The sequence below is a fragment of the Lentzea sp. NPDC058436 genome, from assembly GCF_042721515.1.
GTDB lineage: Bacteria > Actinomycetota > Actinomycetes > Mycobacteriales > Pseudonocardiaceae > Lentzea.
The window spans coordinates 439,700-456,515 of sequence record NZ_JBHXLF010000003.1; the positions used below are offsets into that span (position 1 = coordinate 439,700).

Here is a 16,816-nt window from a genome sequence, read left to right on the forward strand (position 1 = left end):
CGGGGGTTGTCAGGCGTTCTGCGCGGCGTCCTTCTCCGCACGCCACCACGCGACGAGGTCGCGCAGTCCGCCGTCCATCTCGATCTCGGGCTTCCACCCGAGCTCGGTGGCCGCGAGGCTGATGTCGGCGAGCCGGCGCGTCACGCCGTTCACCTTGCGCTCGGGGCCGTGCTCCAGCGGCAGGTCGGAGTCCATCGCGGCGAGCAGCGCGAGGGCGAGCTCCTTGAGCGAGGTCTCCTTCGAGGACGCGATGTTGTACACCGCGTCCGTGACCGGCGCCTTGGCCGCGAGGATGTTGGCGCGTGCGATGTCGTGCACGTGCACGAAGTCCATCGTCTGGGCACCGTCGCCGAAGATGAGCGGCGACTTGCCGTCGACGATGCGCTCCATCCAGCGGATGAGCACCTCGGTGTACAGACCGTGGACGTCCATCCGCGGTCCGTACACGTTGAAGTAGCGCAGTGCCACGTAGTCGAGGCCGTGCATGGCCTTGAAGCTGCGCAGCATGCCCTCGTTGAACGCCTTCGCGGCGCCGTAGAAGGTGTCGTTGTTGTACGGGTGGTGCCGTTCGTCGGTGGGGAACGACTCCGCGAGGCCGTAGACCGAGGCCGACGACGACGCGATGACCTTCTTCACCCCGGCGGCCGCGGCCGCCTCGATCACGGTGAACGTGCCGTCGACCAGGCACTCCAGCGCGAGGCGCGGTTCCTCCGCGCACTGGGTGATGCGGATGGCGGCGAGGTGGAAGACGAGGTCCATGCCCTCGGTCAGCTCGCGCACCAGCGCCTTGTCGTTGATGTCGCCCTCGACGACGCGGACGACACCGGATTCGAGCGCCTGCGCCAGGTTCTCGCGGCGGCCGCGCACGAAGTTGTCCAGCACGACGACCTCGGCCGCGCCGGCCTCGACGAGCTGGTCCACGACCGACGACCCGATGGTTCCGGCGCCGCCCGTGACGAGCGCGCGCTGACCGGTGATCGGCTGTGCCGTCATGCTGAAACCCTGCCTTCAACTTGTTGAACCGGAACGAAGAGCCCGCCGGAGCGCAGCGACTCCGACGCCGCCTCCAGCACCGCCAGCACGCGCAGGCCCGCGCGGCCGTCGGTCAGCGGCGCGCGCTTCTCGGTGATGGACGTGGCGAACTCCGCCATCATCGTGCGCAGCGCCTCGCGTTCCACCAGCGCCGGCGCGACCATGTCACCGGTGCGGTAGGAGATCTTCTGCTGCTCCACCGAGCGGTCGACACCGCGGTCGTAAATGGACAGTCGCTGCGCCGGGTTGTTGTCGTCCCACACGACCGTGCGCTGCGAGCCGCCGATGACCATCGTGCGGATCTTCGTGGGCGACAACCAGTTCACGTGCACGTGGGTGATCGCGCCGTTGGACAGCCGGACCGTGAGGTGGCCGACGCACGCGACGCCCGCGCCGATCGGGTCCGAGCCGTGCGCCGCGACCTCCACCGGGTGGACGTCGTCGGGCAGGATCGCCTCGAAGATCGACAGGTCGTGCGGAGCGAGGTCCCACAGCACGTCGACGTCCGGCTGCACCAGACCGAGGTTGATGCGCACCGAGTCGATGTACTGGATGTCGCCGAGCTCGCCACCGCGGATGATCTTCCGCAGGTGCTGCACCGACGACGTGTACGCGAAGGTGTGGTCCAGCATCAGGGTGAGGCCGCGCTGTTCCGCGGTCTCGACGAGCTTCAGGCCGTCCTCGAAGTTGGCCGCGAGGGGCTTCTCCACGAGGACGTGCTTGCCGGCCTCCAGCGCCGCGAGCGCGACGGGCAGGTGTGTGGCGGCGGGGGTGGCGATGGCGACCGCGTGCACCTCGGGGTCGGCGAGGACCTCGTCCAGCGAAGCGGTGGCGCGCACCGTGGAGTACTGACCCAGCACGCGCTGAGCCTTCTCCACGTCGAGGTCGCACAGGTAGCGCAGGTGCAGCGCCGGGGTGGCCTGGGCGTTGCGAACGAGGTTCGGCCCCCAGTACCCGGCGCCGATGACGGCAAGGCCGATCGCGTTGTCAGTCATGCCGTCGTAGTCCCGTCAGTAGAGCCCTGGCCTCCGATGCCAGTGAGCGTGAGCAAGTCCGGGTTCTCCATCAGTAGGCCCCCTGGCCGCCGAAGACGGCGCGGAAGGTCTTCCACATGATCACGAGGTCGAGCGCGAGGGACCAGTCCTCGACGTAGCGCAGGTCGAGCCGCACCGACTCCTCCCACGAGAGGTCGCTGCGTCCGCTCACCTGCCAGAGGCCGGTCAGGCCGGGCTTCACCAGCAGGCGGCGCCGCACGTCCGAGGAGTACTTCGCGGTCTCCTCCGGCAGCGGCGGGCGCGGACCGACGAGCGACATGCTGCCCGCGAGGACGTTGAACAGCTGCGGTAGCTCGTCGATCGAGTAGCGGCGCAGGAACGTGCCGACCTTGGTGATGCGCGGGTCCCTCTTCATCTTGAACAGCACGCCGTTGCCCTCGTCGACGGCGGCGAGCCTGGCGCGCAACGCGTCGGCGTTGGTCACCATGGTGCGGAACTTGATGATCGTGAACGGCACGCCGGTCTTGCCGACCCGCTTCTGGCGGTAGAAGACGGGGCCGCGGCTGTCGATCATGACGAACGCGGCGACGGCGAACATCAGCGGTGCCAATGCGATCAGGAGTGCGAACGCTCCGACGCGGTCGACGACTTCCTTGACCAGGCGGCGGAAGCCGCTCAGTGCCGGCTCGCTCACGCGCAGCAGTGGCATGCCCAGCACGGCGCTCATGTGCAGTCGCGGGCCGGCGACGTCCATGAGACCGGGCGACACGACCATCTCGGCACCGGAGCCTTCGAGCGCCCACGCGAGCTGCTGGAGACGGCGAGGTGTCCAGTAGGCGTCGGGTGTGACGGCGACGATGCGGTACCCACCGCGGCGGACGTGCTCGGCGAGCTCGCGCAGCTGGCCGACGACGGGAACACCCTCGACGTCGGTGCCGGAGCGGCCGCGGCCGTCGATCGTGCAGATCGCGTCCACGCGCCAGCCGAGGTGGGCGACGCGCTTGGTGCGGTGGATGAGGTCCTCGACGGTGTCCAGGTTGCCGGCGGCGAGGACCGAGAGCAGGAAGCGCCCTTCCTTGCGGCCGCGGTGCAGCGGGCGGCGCAGGAGGTAGCGCATGGGGAACGCGACCAGGGCGATCGCGGGTACTACGACGAAGATCCACAGGCGGGCGCCGGGGATGTCGACGGCGAGCGCTCCGAGGCCGAGCGCCACGACGGCACCGAACAAACCCCGGCCGAGTCTTCGGAACTCCTCGGCTCCCTGGCCGAGCACCGCCGGCTGCCACACGCGGTTGATCGCGAGTGAGCCGACGACTAGGACTACTGTGAGTATGTCCAGCAATGCAAGGGAAAGCGGCCCGAAGGCGGTGTGCCGCATGCTCATGACGGCACCGACGGCGACGACGACCAGGGCAATGGTCACGACGTCGGCGGTGATCACGGCATATCGGTAGCGACTTTCCCAACGCGCTACGGGTGGGTGGGTCTGTCTGCGTTCCGACAGCGTATTGAGCGTGGAGCGCGACCCGTCAACGTCACGGGCAGCGCGGACCTGCTCACTCATCGTTCTGATCTCCCCGGCTCAGCGGCGATTTCGGACGTGCACGTACGCAGGTCACCCCGAGGACCTTGATTCTCAGATCTGGCGCGAACTCCGGAGCTGCCGCATTGGGGCTCGACAGCCGGAGCTCGCAACCGGTGATTCGCACGTTCCGGCATCCGCGTTACAGACCCTGGAAAAAAGTTTCCCCGGTGCCCGCATATCGGACGTGACGCGCGTCTCACCACCTGGAAACCGTGGCGAGGCAAGACGATTCTTGATGTCCAAAAGGGACATAGGCGCGTCTTATGCCACGAGGTAATGGCTCAGAACAGGTCTTCAGGCCCTAGTCTGATCGTCTGCGATTGTGCATGTACTTACCGCTGAACGGAGCAATGCGCTACGGCCGGACGGAAACGCGTACTTCGTCACTGTTGACGACCACTACGTCACCGTGCCGCAGCTGTGCACCGCGACGCAGCTCCACAGCGCCGTTGACGTGGACTTCTCCGTCCTCGATGAGCTCTTTCGCGTGCCCACCGTCCTCCGCCAGCTGCGCCAGCTTGAGGAACTGTCCTAGCCTGATCGGCTCTTCGGAGATCTCGACCGTCCGCATGAGTCACATCATCCCAGTAGGGTGCGCCCCACCGCGCGCTCGGGGGCGCACCCCAGCGCGTTCGAGTGAACCCGTTGACACGCTTGAAGTATGAAAACTTCGAGGGGGTACGCCGCCTGGTTGGCGGTGTCGGGATTCGTCTGCGTCGCGATAACGATCTTCGCCGCGAGCGCGTACGTGACTTTGGACATGAACCAATCGAGACCGCCGTTGCACGGACCGGTGCACTACGGCCTTCTCGTCGCGCACATCTTCACCGGAACGGTTGCGGTCCTGGCGGGTGTCTCGCAGTTCTGGCCGGGGCTCAGAGCCCGCCATCCGCGCGTGCACCGGGTGATGGGACGCGTCTACTTCGCGGCGGTGTTCCCGTCGTCCGTGCTCGGCGTGGTGTGCGCGCAGCTGTCACTGGCCGGCCTGGCGTCGTCGGCGCCGCTGACGGTCCTGTCGGTGCTCTGGTTCGCCAGCGCGGTGCACGGCCTGAAAACGGCGAGGCGGCGCCGGTTCGGCGAACACCGCATCTGGATGATCCGCGGTTTCGCACTCACCGGCGCCGCCATCACGGGTCGCCTCTGGGGCCTCGCACTCGGCGCTCTGATGCCCGACGGGGACGGGCTGCTGGTCTTCGCCACCGCGAACTGGCTGTCGTTCGTGGTGAACCTGCTGGTGGCCGAGTGGTGGATCCAGTCTCGGGGTTACACCCGGACCTTGCCCTCCGTGGCGCTGAGGCCCAGCATCTCCAGCAGGTCGGCGCAGTCCAGCGCGTCCGTGGCGTGACAGGCCACGGTGCGTGCCGCCTTGCTGTTCTGAATCGTGCTGTGCTCCTTTTCCAGAGCCTTGGCCTCGGCGAAGGTGCCGGTTTCGGGCTCGGCGATCGCGGGACGCGCCCAAGTCATGTCGTGCCTGCTTCCGCATCGGGGGATGTGGTCATCATGGCAACTGGGTGACGGAAACACCAGAACTTGTGCTTACCGTAATCGATCACCCACGCAGCGTGTAAACCGTGGGAGCGCTTTCTTTCTTACGCTCTGCAAACGATTTTTGCTGCTTCGCGATCTTTACCGCCCGTACCTGAGCACCGACTCCACTTCGGTCACAAATGCGACCAGCCGTTCGTCGTCGACGTCGTCCGGCGTGGGACCGTCCACCGCGAGCCGTTGCAGCGCAACGGAAGTGGTGGCGCTCTCCCGCGCCAGCCGGCGGAACCCGAACGTCGCCTCGTACAGCGACATCGCGGTGCCCAGCGCGGCCAGAGTCGTTGCGGCGAAACCCCACATGGCCCTGCGCGGCCCGTCCGCCATGCCGACGGCCGCTGCGGCAGCGGCGGCGATGAAGAAGGCCGCGGCGAGCGCGACGGTCCACGTGCGGGCGCGGGAGAACCGCTTGCGGGACCGCTCGAAGTGGTCGAGGCGGTCCTGGAAGCGGTGGCGCAGATAGGCTTCCACGAACTGGGCCTGGCGCTGCTTGTCGCTCATGTCCGCACCACCTCGTGCTTGCGGTTGCTGACGGCGGCTTCCAGGTCCGCCACCTTGTCCTGACGTTCCTCCTCCGTGGCCGGCGCGACGGAGGCGAGGTGCGCGAAGTACAGCGCCCGCAGGCGTTCCGCGCGCGACCGGGCGGTGAGGTACTTGTCGAGCGACTCGCGCTTGCGCGCCACGATCGTGACGGCCGCGGCGAACGCACCGCCCGCCACGACGAGCACACCGGGCCACGGCGTGTCCTTGAGCCACGTCTGCAGCGCGGCGAACACCGTCGTGGTCAGGCCGCCCGCGATCGCGAGCACGGCCATGAGCCGGTAGCGGTTCTGCTCGACCTCCGCCTCGGCGTCGAGCTCCTGGAACGCCGGCGCGACGACCTGGTTCGCGTCGTGGATGGCGTCGGCGAGCGTCGGGTACGCCACGACGAAGCCGGGGTCGACCAGCGGACGCGGTTCCGGCGCCTTGTAGCGGACCTTGGGCAGGATCCTCGGCGGCTTGACGGGCTTCTCCTTGCCCAGCAACCGTTCCAGCGCGGTGACGGCCTTACCGGCGCCCTCGTCCACGTGGATGATGAAGATCTTGCCGCTGCGCACGAGCACCGCGAGGTCGCCGGTGAGGTCACCCGTCGCGATGCGGTCCGCGAGGCCACCGGTTCCGGCGAGCACCAGCAACGGGTTGTCGCCGCTGAGGTGGTCGACGACCTCCTTCTCGTTCTCGCCTCCGACGACGAGAGCGACGACCGGCTTCTTGTTGCGCACGGCGTCGATCGTGCGGAACAGCACCGGTGTCGCGTCCGTCCACTCCGAACCGGGCACGATGACGGCGATGCTGTGGTTGGGTTCCAGCGCCACCTGACCGTTGGTGGAGGCCTCGGTGAGGTCGTGCACCTTGCTGCTCGGCGCGACGCCGATGACGACGGGCCAGCGCTGTTCGCACGCCTGCAAAGCCATGCCCAGCAAGTGGACAACGCCTCGGTCGGTGCCTTCGGTGACGAACACGGCGCCGTTGCGCGCCGCGGTCACGACGACGGATCTCAGCACCGGCAACAACTTCGCGGCGAGATCCGTCTCGATGTCTTGTGTGGAGCCGAAGACCGAGATCACCGTGCGGCCCCGGGGCAAACCGAGGGCCTTGGGTTTGATGTCGGCGTCCGGCTGGGACAGCCGTTTGACTGTCGGGCCGCCTGCTGTGGGCATGCCGCGCACCATAACGCCGTGATCGACCGGAGGCCAGGGCCGTTCAGACCCGTCTCAGGTCGCCCACACACCCCTGGTCAGCGCTTTCAGGTCGCTCAGGTCGTCGATCACGATCTGGGCTCCAGCTCGGTGGAGATCCTGTCTCGAACTGCGGCCCGTCGCCACGGCGACCAGCCGAACGCCCGCCTTGGTCGCCGCGTACACGTCGTGCGGGGTGTCGCCGATGAGCACGACCTCGTCATGGGTGAACGGCCGGATGTGCTGTGCGCGTTCACGGGCGAACGTCACGAGCTCCGCCCGGTCGGCGTGGTCGTCGCCGAACGCGCTGACGTCCCAGTCGACGAGGTGGGCCAGGCCGAACTCCTCCAGCTTGATCAGCGCGACGCTGCGGAGGTTCGCCGTCAGCACGCCCTGGTGCACACGAGGGTCGTCCGCGAAGTGTTCGAGGGCCTGCAGCGCGCCGGGCAGCACCTCGCCGTGGCCGGGCAGCTCGGTCCTCCTCGTCTCGAACGAGCTCGCCAGCGCGTCCGCCAGCTGCCGCGACGCGTCATCGGTGTGCTCGATGCCGTGCTGGCGCAGCGTCTCCCCGATGACGTCCAGCTCGGTGCGCCCACCGAGGTCGACAGGCCCCTCCAGCTCCCTGCCGAACGCCGTCCGGAACGCGTGCCGGTACATCAGTCCGCCGAAGCCGCGCGCCGAGATCAGCGTGTTGTCGACGTCCCACAGCACCAGCAGTTCAGGCCCGGTCATCCCGAGCACCCCCCAACCCCGTAAAATGCCTGCTCATGACCTCGATCGACCCCGCAGAGCTGGAAGTCTGCCTGCGCGTGCTTGCCCAGGTCGAGGACCTGCCGGCGGAACACGACGACGCCGTGCGCGTCCGCCGGGCCACCGCGAAGATCTTCAAGGCCGCGAAGAAGTTCCGCAAAACCGAGCGCAAGGCCGCCGTCCTGGCCAACGACCGCGCCGTCACCGCGCTGACGGCCACCGGCTCGCCGGACCGCATCGACGACGAGACGCAGGGCCTCCCCCTCGTGTCGAACGCCGCCGGCGCCACGGCGGGCACGTTGCTGCGCGCCCGTTCCTGCTACACGTGCCGGTCGCGGTTCGTCGAGGTGGACGCCTTCTACCACAACCTCTGCCCGGCCTGCGCCGCGTTCAACCACGGCAAGCGCGACGCCCGCACCGACCTGACCGGCCGCAACGCGCTGCTGACCGGCGGCCGCGCGAAGATCGGCATGTACATCGCGCTGCGCCTGCTGCGTGACGGCGCGCACACCACCATCACCACCCGCTTCCCCAAGGACGCGGCCCGCCGCTTCGCCACGATGCCGGACGCCGCCGAGTGGATCGACCGGCTCAAGATCGTGGGCATCGACCTGCGCGACCCGGCCCAGGTGCTGGCGCTGGCCGACGAGGTGGCCTCCCGCGGGCCTCTCGACGTCCTCATCAACAACGCAGCCCAGACCGTGCGGCGCTCCCCCGGTGCCTACGCGCCCCTGGCCCACGCCGAGCACGAGGCGCTGACGGGCGACGCCGATCGTCCGGAGCTGATCTCGTTCGGCGGCCACGGCCAGCTCGCGCTGCCCGGCACGGCCGTGCCCGAGGCGCACTCGGTGACGACCCTGGCGTTGATGGCGGGTTCGAAGGACATCGACGCGGGCGGCCTCGTGCCGGACACGGCGGCCACGAACTCGTGGATCCAGAACGTCGACGAGGTCGACCCGGTGGAGCTGCTCGAAGTGCAGCTCTGCAACTCGACGGCGCCGTTCCTGCTGATCTCCCGCCTGCGCGCCTCGATGGCGAAGTCGTCCTACCGCCGCAAGTACGTGGTGAACGTGTCGGCGATGGAGGGGCAGTTCTCCCGCGCCTACAAGGGTTCCGGGCACCCGCACACGAACATGGCGAAGGCCGCGCTGAACATGTTGACGCGCACCAGCGCCGAGGAGATGCTGCAGGCCGACGGCATCCTGATGACGGCCGTCGACACGGGCTGGATCACCGACGAGCGCCCGCACCCGATGAAGCTGCGGCTGGCCGAGGAGGGGTTCCACGCCCCGCTGGACCTGGTCGACGGCGCTGCGCGGGTGTACGACCCGATCGTGCGCGGTGAGGCGGGCGAAGACCTTTACGGGTGCTTCCTGAAGGATTACGCGCCGTCGCCCTGGTAGGCCTTGCGAGTGACTTTCGTCGGAAACACGCGTCCGAGGTATCCGTCGGACGCGTCCGAACGAGGCCTCCCACCAGTTGATATGCGTAGTTGAACACCTGTTCGAGTACTCATTTGTCATGAGAACTGTGTGGCGGGGAGCACTCCGGTTCGGGATGACCACGATGACGGTGCGGCTGGTGTCGGCGGCCACCGAACACCGCAGCAAGGTGCACCTGGTGCACCGCGAGGACAGCGGCCGTGTGCGCCACCAGCAGGTGTGCGGCGACTGCTCGTTGCGCCTCACACCTGAGGACATCGGGCGCGGCTACGAGCTCGACGACGGCCGGATCGTGCAGATCGACCCCGGCGACCTGCCCGCGCCCGAGGACGGCGTGATCGACGTGCAGCAGTTCGCGCCGCAGGTCGACGTGGACCCGGTCGCGTTGCACCGCAGCTACTACGTGGAGCCGGACGACCTGGCCGTGCGGTCCTACGTGCTGCTGCGGGAGACGCTGGAGCGCACCAAGACCGCCGCGATCGTGAAGTTCGCCTTGCGGGGCAAGGAAACGCTGGCGGCGTTGCGGCCGCAGCAGGGCGTGCTGGTGCTGCACACGTTGCTGTGGCCGGACGAGGTGCGGGAGCCGCACTTCGCGTTCCTGCACCGCGACACCGAGGTGCGGACCGGGGAACTGGCCGCGGCGGCGGCGCTGGTGCGGGCGCAGACGCGTCCGTTCCGGCCGCACGACTACCCGAACACGCACCACGAGGCCCTGCTGCACCTCGTGGAGGCGAACGTCTAGGGCGTGTCCCGGGAGTTCGTCCGGTGGCAGGCGCGGGCGAGAGACCCGGAGACGGTGCCGCCGCGGCGTCCTCATACCGGGTTGTATTCGGACGTCGCGGCGGTGCCGTCTCCGGGGCCCTCGGCCGCCACTGCCGCCCGACGAACTCCCGGGACACGCCCTGGGCCACCGCTCCAGGTGGGAGCGGGCGCGCGACCCGCGAGTCGGGGATGAACGCGGGTCGCGCGCCCGTGCCGCCTGGGGACAGGCCACTGCGGGGCGAGGTCCCACGACTGTCGGTGCTGCTGGCTAGCATCACTGTCCATGCTCGCCAGTCCGTCCGATCTCGTCGACCTGCTCGAATGCGAGCACCGCAGCTACCTGGCGCGGGACGAACGGCGTGGTGACCCCGCCGACCTGCACCGCGAGGCCAGCCGCACGGCCGAGAAGATGCGGTCCGGCGCGGATCTCGTCGAGAACGCCGTGTTCTTCGACGGCGTGTTCCACTGCTCGGCCCAGACACTCGTGCGCACGCCCGACGGCTACGAGCCGTGCGACGAAGCCCCGGACGCCACTCCCCTGGCCGTGTTGTCGCTGGTGGCGGCCGCCGAGGCGCTCGGGTCGTCCCGCGCGCACCTGATCGTCGACGGCCGGCGCACGTCGTTCCGCGTCGCCGACTTCACTCCCCTGCTGACCAGGCTGCGCACGAGGCTCGCGAAGCCCTCACCCGCGCCGACCCGGTCGTGGGGTGACGTGCGCGCCGCGTGCACCGGGTGCCGGTTCGCCCGCCACTGCGCTTCCGGCCGTGAGCAGGCACGGGACCTCTCGTTGGTGGCCGGGTTGCGCGCCGACCAGCGGCGAAAGCTCGTTTCGGTCGGCATTGACACCATCGACGCGCTCGCGGAGACCGAGGAACGGCCGCCCACCCTGTCGCTGGCCAGCTTCACCGCGCTGACCGCGCAGGCCCGGCTCCAGGTGCGGCAGGAACGCACCGGCGTCACCACCTACGAGGTCGTGGCGCCCGAGGCGTTGGCGAACCTGCCGGAGCCGGCCGAGGACGACGTGTTCCTGGAGGTCGACGGCGACACTTTCCGGACGCCGGGGTGGTCCGGGACGTTCGCCGAGTTCGTCGAGCGAACGCCGGCCGGCACCGTCTACCACTTCGCGCCGCACGACCTCGCCGGGCGGGCCGCTCGGTCGGCGACGCTGGAGTCCGAAGTGGACGAACTCGTGCGGCGCTGCGTCGACCTCGGCGCGTTGACGCGGCGGGTGCTGCGAGTGTCCACAAGGGAGTACACGCTGCCCGCGCTGAAGCCGTTGCTGGACGACGAGGTGCCCACGCGCGGGTTGCGGGATCTGTTGCACGGCATCAAGGTCGAGCGCCAGATCGAGACCGCCGTGCGCGAGGAACGCGACGAGGCCGCGCTGGAGAAGGCCGCCGAGCGAGCGCGCCGGGTGGCGGCGCTGACCGAACCGTTGCTGGCAGAGGGCCACGCGTTGTTCGCGGCGACGGTCGGCTACCACCGGCGTGAGGCGAGTCCGGCGTGGGGCGACTTCTTCCGGCAGGCACTCGCGCCGATCTCCGACCTGGAGACCGACTCGAACTGCGCGGTGCCGATCACGCTGAGGGCCGACGACTGGGTGCCACCGGCCGGACGGGTCCGCACGCACAAGCGGCAGGTGCACGCGCGGATCGACCCGGAGCGGCCACATCCGTTCGGTGCCAACGAGAACGTCAGGCTGCTGTACCCCGGCAACATGACGCGCAATGCCGTGGTCTCGGACGACAACCCGTACGAGCTGGTGCTGACCGAGAGCAACGCGGTCGAGCACGGCGAGATGCCGATCGCGGTGCTGCCGGGCAGTCCGGTGCCCGCGTCGCCGAAGGACGAGGCCGTCGCGGAACTGGCCGAGCAGGCCGTCGGCCTGTTGCCGCTGCTCCCCCGCAACCCCGGCATCGACCTGTTGCTGCGCACGCCGCCCGCGCAACCGTTGCCGCAGCACGACGACGTGGTGCAGGCCGTGATCAAGGCCGTCGACCAGCTCGACGGCGGCACGCTCGCGGTGCAGGGCCCGCCCGGCGCCGGCAAGACGTACCTCGCGACCAAGCTCGTGCGGCACCTGATCGACCAGGGCAAGACGGTCGCGGTGACGTCGACGTCGCACAAGGCCGTCGAGAACGTGCTGTCGAGCGTGGACCCGGACATCCCGATGGCCAAGCGCCCCAAGGAGAAGAAGCCGGAGGAGGGCCTGCCGTGGGACCAGCCGAAGAGCAACGGCGCGCTCGCCCAGTGGCGTGAGGAGCACCCGCAGGGCCACCTGGTCGGCGGCACGGCGTGGACCTTCTCCAACGCGGTGATCAAGGCGCAGCCGTTCGACGTGATGATCATCGACGAGGCCGGCCAGTTCGCGCTGGCCGACGCGGTGGCGGTGGGGACGGCGGCCCGCAACCTGGTGCTGCTGGGCGATCCCCAGCAGCTGCCGCAGGTCGTGCAGGGCGTGCACCCGCCCGGTTCGGACGCCTCGGCGCTGGGCCACCTGCTCGGCGACGCGGACGTGATCCCTCCGCACCTGGGCTACTTCCTCGCGGAGACGCGGCGGATGCACCCGGCCGTGTGCCGTCCGGTGTCGGAGCTGTCCTACGCCGGGCTGCTCCATTCGCACGAGTCGGCGGCGAACCGGTCGATCTCGGGCGTCGAACCGGGGATCTACCTGCGCGAGGTCGACCACCGGCACAACATCACGTCGTCCGTCGAGGAGGCCGACGCCGTGGTCGACACCGTGCGCGCGATCGTGGGTCGCACTTGGACGGACAACGGCAAAACGCGCGAACTGACCGATGCGGACGTCCTGGTGGTGGCGCCGTACAACCTGCAGGTGAGGGTGATCCGGCGCAGGCTCGCCGAGGCGGGGTTCGGCGACACCCGAGTGGGCACCGTGGACCGCTTCCAAGGGCAGGAGGCACCGGCCGTCATCATGTCCATGACGTCGTCGTCCACCGTGGACCTGCCGCGTGGCCTGGACTTTCTTTTGTCACGTAACAGATTGAACGTGGCGTTGTCCCGTGCCCAGACGCTCGCCGTGATGATCTGCTCGCCTCGGCTGCTGGACGCCGACGTGCGTGGCGTGGAACAGATGCGGTTGGTCGCGGGCACGATCGGGCTAACAGAAAACATGCTGATCTACCCGTGGTGACACCGTAGCGTTGCCATACGGTGACCTTCTGACCCCTCTGTGTTGTTAGCGTGGCCCGGTTCACCCGGTCGGGTGATCCAGTTCATGAATGTGGCTTGTTTCGCCACGCATCAACGCAGAGCAGGAGTTTCCATGGCAAGCAGAGTTCTCGGCGCGCTTGCGGTGACGGCCACCGCAGCCCTCGCTTCGCTGGCACTGGCTACCCCGGCCAGCGCGCACACCCCGGTGTCGTCAGCGGACTGCGTCAAGGACAAGGCTGTGCTGAAGGTCAAGCTGACCCAGTACGCGGGCGGCGACAAGAACACCGTGCTGATCAAGGACGGTGACAAGGTCCTGGCCGACGAGAAGTTCGGTCAGTCCTGGGAGAAGAAGTTCGAGGCCGACGGCACCGTCAAGCACACCTTCACCATCACGGTGAAGGCGTCGGACGGCGAGCGCTACAACTACTCGAAGACGCACGAGACCCCGGCGTGCGTGAAGCCGACCGAGCCGACCAAGCCGACGACGCCGACGGAGACCAAGCCCACCGAGCCGACCTCGTCGGTTCCGGAGACGCCCTCGTCCTCCGTGGTGCCTCCGGCGTCGACCACCCCGGTCGCCCCTGCGGGCAGCGCTCCGGAACCGCCCCTCGCGGCGACCGGTGCCTCCCCGCTGTGGCTGCTGCTGTCGGGCGTGGGCCTCGTCGGCGCCGGTGCCGGCACCCTGCTGTTCCTGCGCCGCCGCCGCAGCGCGTGAAGTAGCTGAACGAAGAAACGGGGGCGGTCCACTCGGACCGCCCCCGTTTTCGTGCCCTCGTCAGAGATCCAGCGAGGTCGCGGGCTCGTGCCCCTCGCGGATGAACCACTCGGTGCCGAACGCGTGCGCGAACGTCGGTTCGTCCAGCGACAGGAAGAACGACTGCTCGGGGATCTGCGAGGCGTGCGCGCGCATCGCCTTCCGCTTCACCCCGAGGTATTCGCCGACCTCGACGCCGACGTTGATCTCCGACTCCGGCACCGCCCCCTCGCCGAGCGGCGGCGGCTCCTCGATGCCCGCGAGCCGGAACGCCTCGCGGAACGCCGACTCGCGCACCAGCGCCTGGTAGACGGCCGGCGTGCCCGCGATCTCCGCGGCGCGCATGCCCACCCGGTGCGTCTGGATGTGGTCGGGGTGGCCGTAGCCGCCGAAGCTGTCGTACGTGGTGAGCACCTTCGCGTCCTCGTCGACGAGGATCGCCGCGAGCTTCTGGGCCGCCTCCTCGACGTCCGCGGTCCAGAACGACCCGGGCTGGTCGTTGAGCGCGTCGCCCATCATCCCGGAGTCCCGGTATCCCAGGAACTCCACGCGCGCTACGCCCAGGAGGTCGGCTGCGGCGTGCGTCTCCACGACTCGCCGTTGCCAGAGTTCCTCGCCCTCCTGCAGGAAGTCCGGGATCTCGCCGGCCTCGCCGCGCGTCGCGACGACGAGCACGACCCGGTGCCCGTCTTCGTACGCCTTGCGCATCACGCCGCCTGTCACGATGCACTCGTCGTCGGGGTGGGCGTGGAACGTCACCAGTGTGGCCATGTGCGCGACGTTACCTGGGGTGGGCGGTGTTGTTCCGGTGTGCGGGTCGGGTTGCGTTGCCCGGCTTGCGTTGGAAGGCGCCGGTTCCAGCGGGGTGGTCAGCTTGACACCGCACGTCGCTTTGGGCGGGTGGTTGTGTGGGCCTTGTCGGGCCGGTGCCGGTCATCGCCGCTTCGCGACGATCGCGATTGGGGCCGGGTCATTACCGCTGATCAGAGCCCGTAGAGGCATGGACGCCTCGGTTTCGCCATTGCGTTGGCCGGCAGGGTGCTGCGGCATGCGTTGCGCGGCATGTGAAAGGGCGGCGCTCCCCCAGTCACAGGCTGGGAGGCGCCGCCCCTCGGCGAACTCGTGGAGCTATCGCAGGGTCAGGTTCCAGGAGTTGATGTACCCGGTGTCACCGGAGTACACGTCCTGGACCCGCAGCTTCCACGTGCCCGCCGCGACCTCGGACGAGGCGTTGACCGTGTAGGTCGCCACCACGTTGTCGGCACTGTCCGAAGAGGACGAGTTCTTCAGCCGGTAGGCGGTGCCGTCCGGCGCGATCAGGTCGATCACCAGGTCGCCGCGGTAGGTGTGGACGATGTCCACGCCGACCTTGGTGGCCGAGGAGGCGTTGCCCGTCACCGTGGAGGTGATGGACGACGTCACGGCGGCGCCGCGGTCAGGGATGGCGACGTCGGTCGTGTTCTCCAGGCCACCGGACGGCGGCGGGGTGGTGTCGACGGCGTTCACGGTCTTGGTGGCGTCCGCGAGGCCCGCGCCGCAGCCGCCCGAGCAGGTGCCGGGGAACGTGCGGGCGTTGGTCTTGATGAGGTCCTTGACCTGGGCCGGGGTGAGCGACGGCTTCTTGGCGACGAGCAGTGCCGCGAGGCCGGCGATGTGCGGGGCCGCCATCGACGTGCCCTGGTAGGGCTTGTAGTTCTCGGCACCGGGGGTGGTGGCGCCGGCGTTCAGCGTCGACCAGATGCCGTTCTCCGGCGTGGTGATGGTGCCGGGGGTGTCGGTGCCGCGGCGGGTCTCGCCGCCGGGGGCCGCGATGTCGATGCGGGTGCCGAAGTTCGAGTAGAACGCCTTGTTGCCCTCACGGGACGACGCCGCGACGGTGATGACGCCGTTGCAGTTGGCCGGGGTGAAGTTCGAGACGTTCATGTTCGAGTTGCCGGCCGCGACGACGACCGTGGTGCCGCGGTTGATGGCGCCGTTGATCGCGTTCTGGTACGTCGTGGAGCAGGAGGACTGGCCGCCCAGCGACATGTTGATGACCTTGGCGACGTTCTGGTTCGCGGGCACGCCGCTCACCGTGCCGCCGGACGCCCAGGTGATCGCGTCGGCGATGTCCGAGGTGGCGCCACCGCACTTGGCGAGGACGCGCAACGGCTGGATCTTGGCGTCGTAGGCGATGCCCGCGATGCCCTTGCCGTTGTTCGTGGCGGCGGCGATGGTGCCGGCCACGTGCGTGCCGTGCCAGGACGAACCCTGGTCCGCTGCCGGGACGGGCTGGCCGTTGGCGTCCGTGCCGCACTCGCCGCGGGCGACCCAGTCACCCTCGTCGGCCGGGTTGGAGTCACGGCCGTTGTTGTCCCGCGCTCGCGCCGAGTCGGAAACGAAGTCGTACCCCGCGACGACCTTGCTCGCCAGGTCGCTGTGCGCGACGTACCCGGTGTCGATCACGGCGACGGTGACGCCCGCGCCGGTCGTGCTGGACCACGCGCCGGGCACGTTCATGCCCGCGGTGGCCTCGAACAGGTCCCACTGCCGGGAGTACTCGGTGTCGTTCGGGTCGGCGAACGGCTGCATCAGCAGGTCCGGCTCGACGTAGGCGACCTTCGGGTCGTTCTTGAACGCCTGGATCGTGTTGTCGGCGTTCGTGGTCTTGGAGCCGAGGTCGACGACGACCGCGCCACTCGCCGTGCGGCGGTGGAGCGACTTGCCCTTCTTGCGGGCGTCGTCCGAGGCAGCGGAGTCGGACGAGGCTTCGGCGGTGCCGGGCTTGTAGCCGACGATCAGCCGCTCGAAGGGACGGTTCACCTGGGTCGAGTCCGGCTGGGACTGGATCTGGGCGGGGGCAGCGGTCGCCGGTAGGGCGACAACGCTGAGCACGGCGGCGGAAACTGCCGCGGCGCACACACTCGTGCGTCGCAATCCGTTCACGTGAGGTCCTTCCACGCAGGGCCTTCGCGTGCCGTTGAGGGCGTCAGTGTTCTGAACCGGCTGCGGAGGTGGAGGGACCGTAAGTCGGGTCACACCTGCGAAAACAGGTCTAGCGGAGTCAGATTTCCGACACTGTC

Annotated in this window: 14 protein-coding genes; 5 read left to right on the forward strand and 9 right to left on the reverse strand. The window is 69.1% G+C overall.

The features are described from left to right. Positions 1-9 precede the first annotated feature (9 nt). The 4 genes from ACFWN2_RS15830 to ACFWN2_RS15845 form a co-directional block, all read right to left on the reverse strand. Positions 10-993 carry an NAD-dependent epimerase/dehydratase family protein gene (locus tag ACFWN2_RS15830; protein WP_382428112.1) on the reverse strand — a complete coding sequence of 328 codons (984 nt, stop codon included), beginning with the start codon at positions 991-993 and terminating at the stop codon, positions 10-12. After that, positions 990-2,027, reverse strand: coding sequence for a Gfo/Idh/MocA family protein (locus tag ACFWN2_RS15835; protein ID WP_382428114.1), 1,038 nt, complete (start codon positions 2,025-2,027; stop codon positions 990-992). Before ACFWN2_RS15835 ends, ACFWN2_RS15830 begins: the two co-directional genes overlap by 4 nt. 70 nt (positions 2,028-2,097) lie before the next feature. After that, on the reverse strand, positions 2,098-3,591 hold the full coding sequence (locus ACFWN2_RS15840; RefSeq protein ID WP_382428115.1) for a sugar transferase: 1,494 nt from the start codon (positions 3,589-3,591) through the stop codon (positions 2,098-2,100). 376 nt (positions 3,592-3,967) lie between these two features. Further along, positions 3,968-4,183 carry an RNA-binding S4 domain-containing protein gene (locus tag ACFWN2_RS15845; protein ID WP_382428117.1) on the reverse strand — a complete coding sequence of 72 codons (216 nt, stop codon included), beginning with the start codon at positions 4,181-4,183 and terminating at the stop codon, positions 3,968-3,970. A 189-nt stretch (positions 4,184-4,372) separates the two neighbouring features. On the opposite strand from ACFWN2_RS15845, the gene ACFWN2_RS15850 reads away from it, so the two are divergent. Further along, on the forward strand, positions 4,373-4,957 hold the full coding sequence (locus ACFWN2_RS15850) for a DUF2306 domain-containing protein (protein ID WP_382428119.1): 585 nt from the start codon (positions 4,373-4,375) through the stop codon (positions 4,955-4,957). Between the two features lie 281 nt (positions 4,958-5,238). Here the strand turns inward: ACFWN2_RS15850 and ACFWN2_RS15855 are convergent, their stop codons facing one another. The 3 genes from ACFWN2_RS15855 to ACFWN2_RS15865 are packed head-to-tail and all read right to left on the reverse strand — an operon-like array spanning position 5,239 to position 7,604. Beyond that, a complete protein-coding gene (locus ACFWN2_RS15855) occupies positions 5,239-5,655 on the reverse strand; it encodes an SLATT domain-containing protein (RefSeq protein ID WP_089926193.1) in 417 nt (138 codons plus the stop codon). Further along, complete coding sequence (locus ACFWN2_RS15860; RefSeq protein ID WP_382428121.1) at positions 5,652-6,854, reverse strand: DUF4231 domain-containing protein; 1,203 nt, start codon at positions 6,852-6,854, stop codon at positions 5,652-5,654. The genes ACFWN2_RS15855 and ACFWN2_RS15860 overlap by 4 nt, the downstream gene beginning before the upstream one ends. Positions 6,855-6,908: 54 nt before the next feature. Next, a complete protein-coding gene (locus tag ACFWN2_RS15865) occupies positions 6,909-7,604 on the reverse strand; it encodes an HAD family hydrolase (RefSeq protein WP_382428122.1) in 696 nt (231 codons plus the stop codon). Between the two features lie 35 nt (positions 7,605-7,639). Here ACFWN2_RS15865 and ACFWN2_RS15870 point away from each other — a divergent pair, with 35 nt between their 5' ends. The 4 genes from ACFWN2_RS15870 (at position 7,640) to ACFWN2_RS15885 (ending at position 13,715) form a co-directional block, all read left to right on the forward strand. After that, positions 7,640-9,025 carry an SDR family NAD(P)-dependent oxidoreductase gene (locus ACFWN2_RS15870; protein WP_382428124.1) on the forward strand — a complete coding sequence of 462 codons (1,386 nt, stop codon included), beginning with the start codon at positions 7,640-7,642 and terminating at the stop codon, positions 9,023-9,025. A 154-nt stretch (positions 9,026-9,179) separates the two neighbouring features. Next, on the forward strand, positions 9,180-9,806 hold the full coding sequence (locus ACFWN2_RS15875; protein WP_382428126.1) for a Ku protein: 627 nt from the start codon (positions 9,180-9,182) through the stop codon (positions 9,804-9,806). 303 nt (positions 9,807-10,109) lie between these two features. Further along, positions 10,110-12,980, forward strand: coding sequence for a DEAD/DEAH box helicase (locus ACFWN2_RS15880; protein ID WP_382428128.1), 2,871 nt, complete (start codon positions 10,110-10,112; stop codon positions 12,978-12,980). Positions 12,981-13,112: 132 nt separating this feature from the next. Next, a complete protein-coding gene (locus ACFWN2_RS15885; RefSeq protein ID WP_382428130.1) occupies positions 13,113-13,715 on the forward strand; it encodes an LPXTG cell wall anchor domain-containing protein in 603 nt (200 codons plus the stop codon). A 60-nt stretch (positions 13,716-13,775) separates the two neighbouring features. On the opposite strand, the gene ACFWN2_RS15890 is transcribed toward ACFWN2_RS15885, so the two are convergent. After that, positions 13,776-14,525, reverse strand: a complete 750-nt coding sequence (locus ACFWN2_RS15890) for a PIG-L family deacetylase (protein WP_382428132.1) — start codon at positions 14,523-14,525, stop codon at positions 13,776-13,778. 357 nt (positions 14,526-14,882) lie between these two features. After that, positions 14,883-16,679: a S8 family serine peptidase gene (locus ACFWN2_RS15895; protein ID WP_382428133.1), complete on the reverse strand. Its 1,797-nt coding sequence runs from the start codon at positions 16,677-16,679 to the stop codon at positions 14,883-14,885. Positions 16,680-16,816 lie beyond the last annotated feature (137 nt).

What these genes read in the sequence shown, in the direction of transcription:
- ACFWN2_RS15890 (WP_382428132.1), bottom strand. Translation starts at nt 14,525, where the DNA reads ATGGCCACACTGGTGACGTTCCACGCCCACCCCGACGACGAGTGCATC.
- ACFWN2_RS15850 (WP_382428119.1), top strand. Translation starts at nt 4,373, where the DNA reads ATGAACCAATCGAGACCGCCGTTGCACGGACCGGTGCACTACGGCCTT.
- ACFWN2_RS15840 (WP_382428115.1), bottom strand. Translation starts at nt 3,591, where the DNA reads ATGAGTGAGCAGGTCCGCGCTGCCCGTGACGTTGACGGGTCGCGCTCC.
- ACFWN2_RS15845 (WP_382428117.1), bottom strand. Translation starts at nt 4,183, where the DNA reads ATGCGGACGGTCGAGATCTCCGAAGAGCCGATCAGGCTAGGACAGTTC.
- ACFWN2_RS15885 (WP_382428130.1), top strand. Translation starts at nt 13,113, where the DNA reads ATGGCAAGCAGAGTTCTCGGCGCGCTTGCGGTGACGGCCACCGCAGCC.
- ACFWN2_RS15870 (WP_382428124.1), top strand. Translation starts at nt 7,640, where the DNA reads ATGACCTCGATCGACCCCGCAGAGCTGGAAGTCTGCCTGCGCGTGCTT.
- ACFWN2_RS15830 (WP_382428112.1), bottom strand. Translation starts at nt 993, where the DNA reads ATGACGGCACAGCCGATCACCGGTCAGCGCGCGCTCGTCACGGGCGGC.
- ACFWN2_RS15860 (WP_382428121.1), bottom strand. Translation starts at nt 6,854, where the DNA reads ATGCCCACAGCAGGCGGCCCGACAGTCAAACGGCTGTCCCAGCCGGAC.
- ACFWN2_RS15880 (WP_382428128.1), top strand. Translation starts at nt 10,110, where the DNA reads ATGCTCGCCAGTCCGTCCGATCTCGTCGACCTGCTCGAATGCGAGCAC.
- ACFWN2_RS15875 (WP_382428126.1), top strand. Translation starts at nt 9,180, where the DNA reads ATGACCACGATGACGGTGCGGCTGGTGTCGGCGGCCACCGAACACCGC.
- ACFWN2_RS15855 (WP_089926193.1), bottom strand. Translation starts at nt 5,655, where the DNA reads ATGAGCGACAAGCAGCGCCAGGCCCAGTTCGTGGAAGCCTATCTGCGC.
- ACFWN2_RS15865 (WP_382428122.1), bottom strand. Translation starts at nt 7,604, where the DNA reads ATGACCGGGCCTGAACTGCTGGTGCTGTGGGACGTCGACAACACGCTG.
- ACFWN2_RS15835 (WP_382428114.1), bottom strand. Translation starts at nt 2,027, where the DNA reads ATGACTGACAACGCGATCGGCCTTGCCGTCATCGGCGCCGGGTACTGG.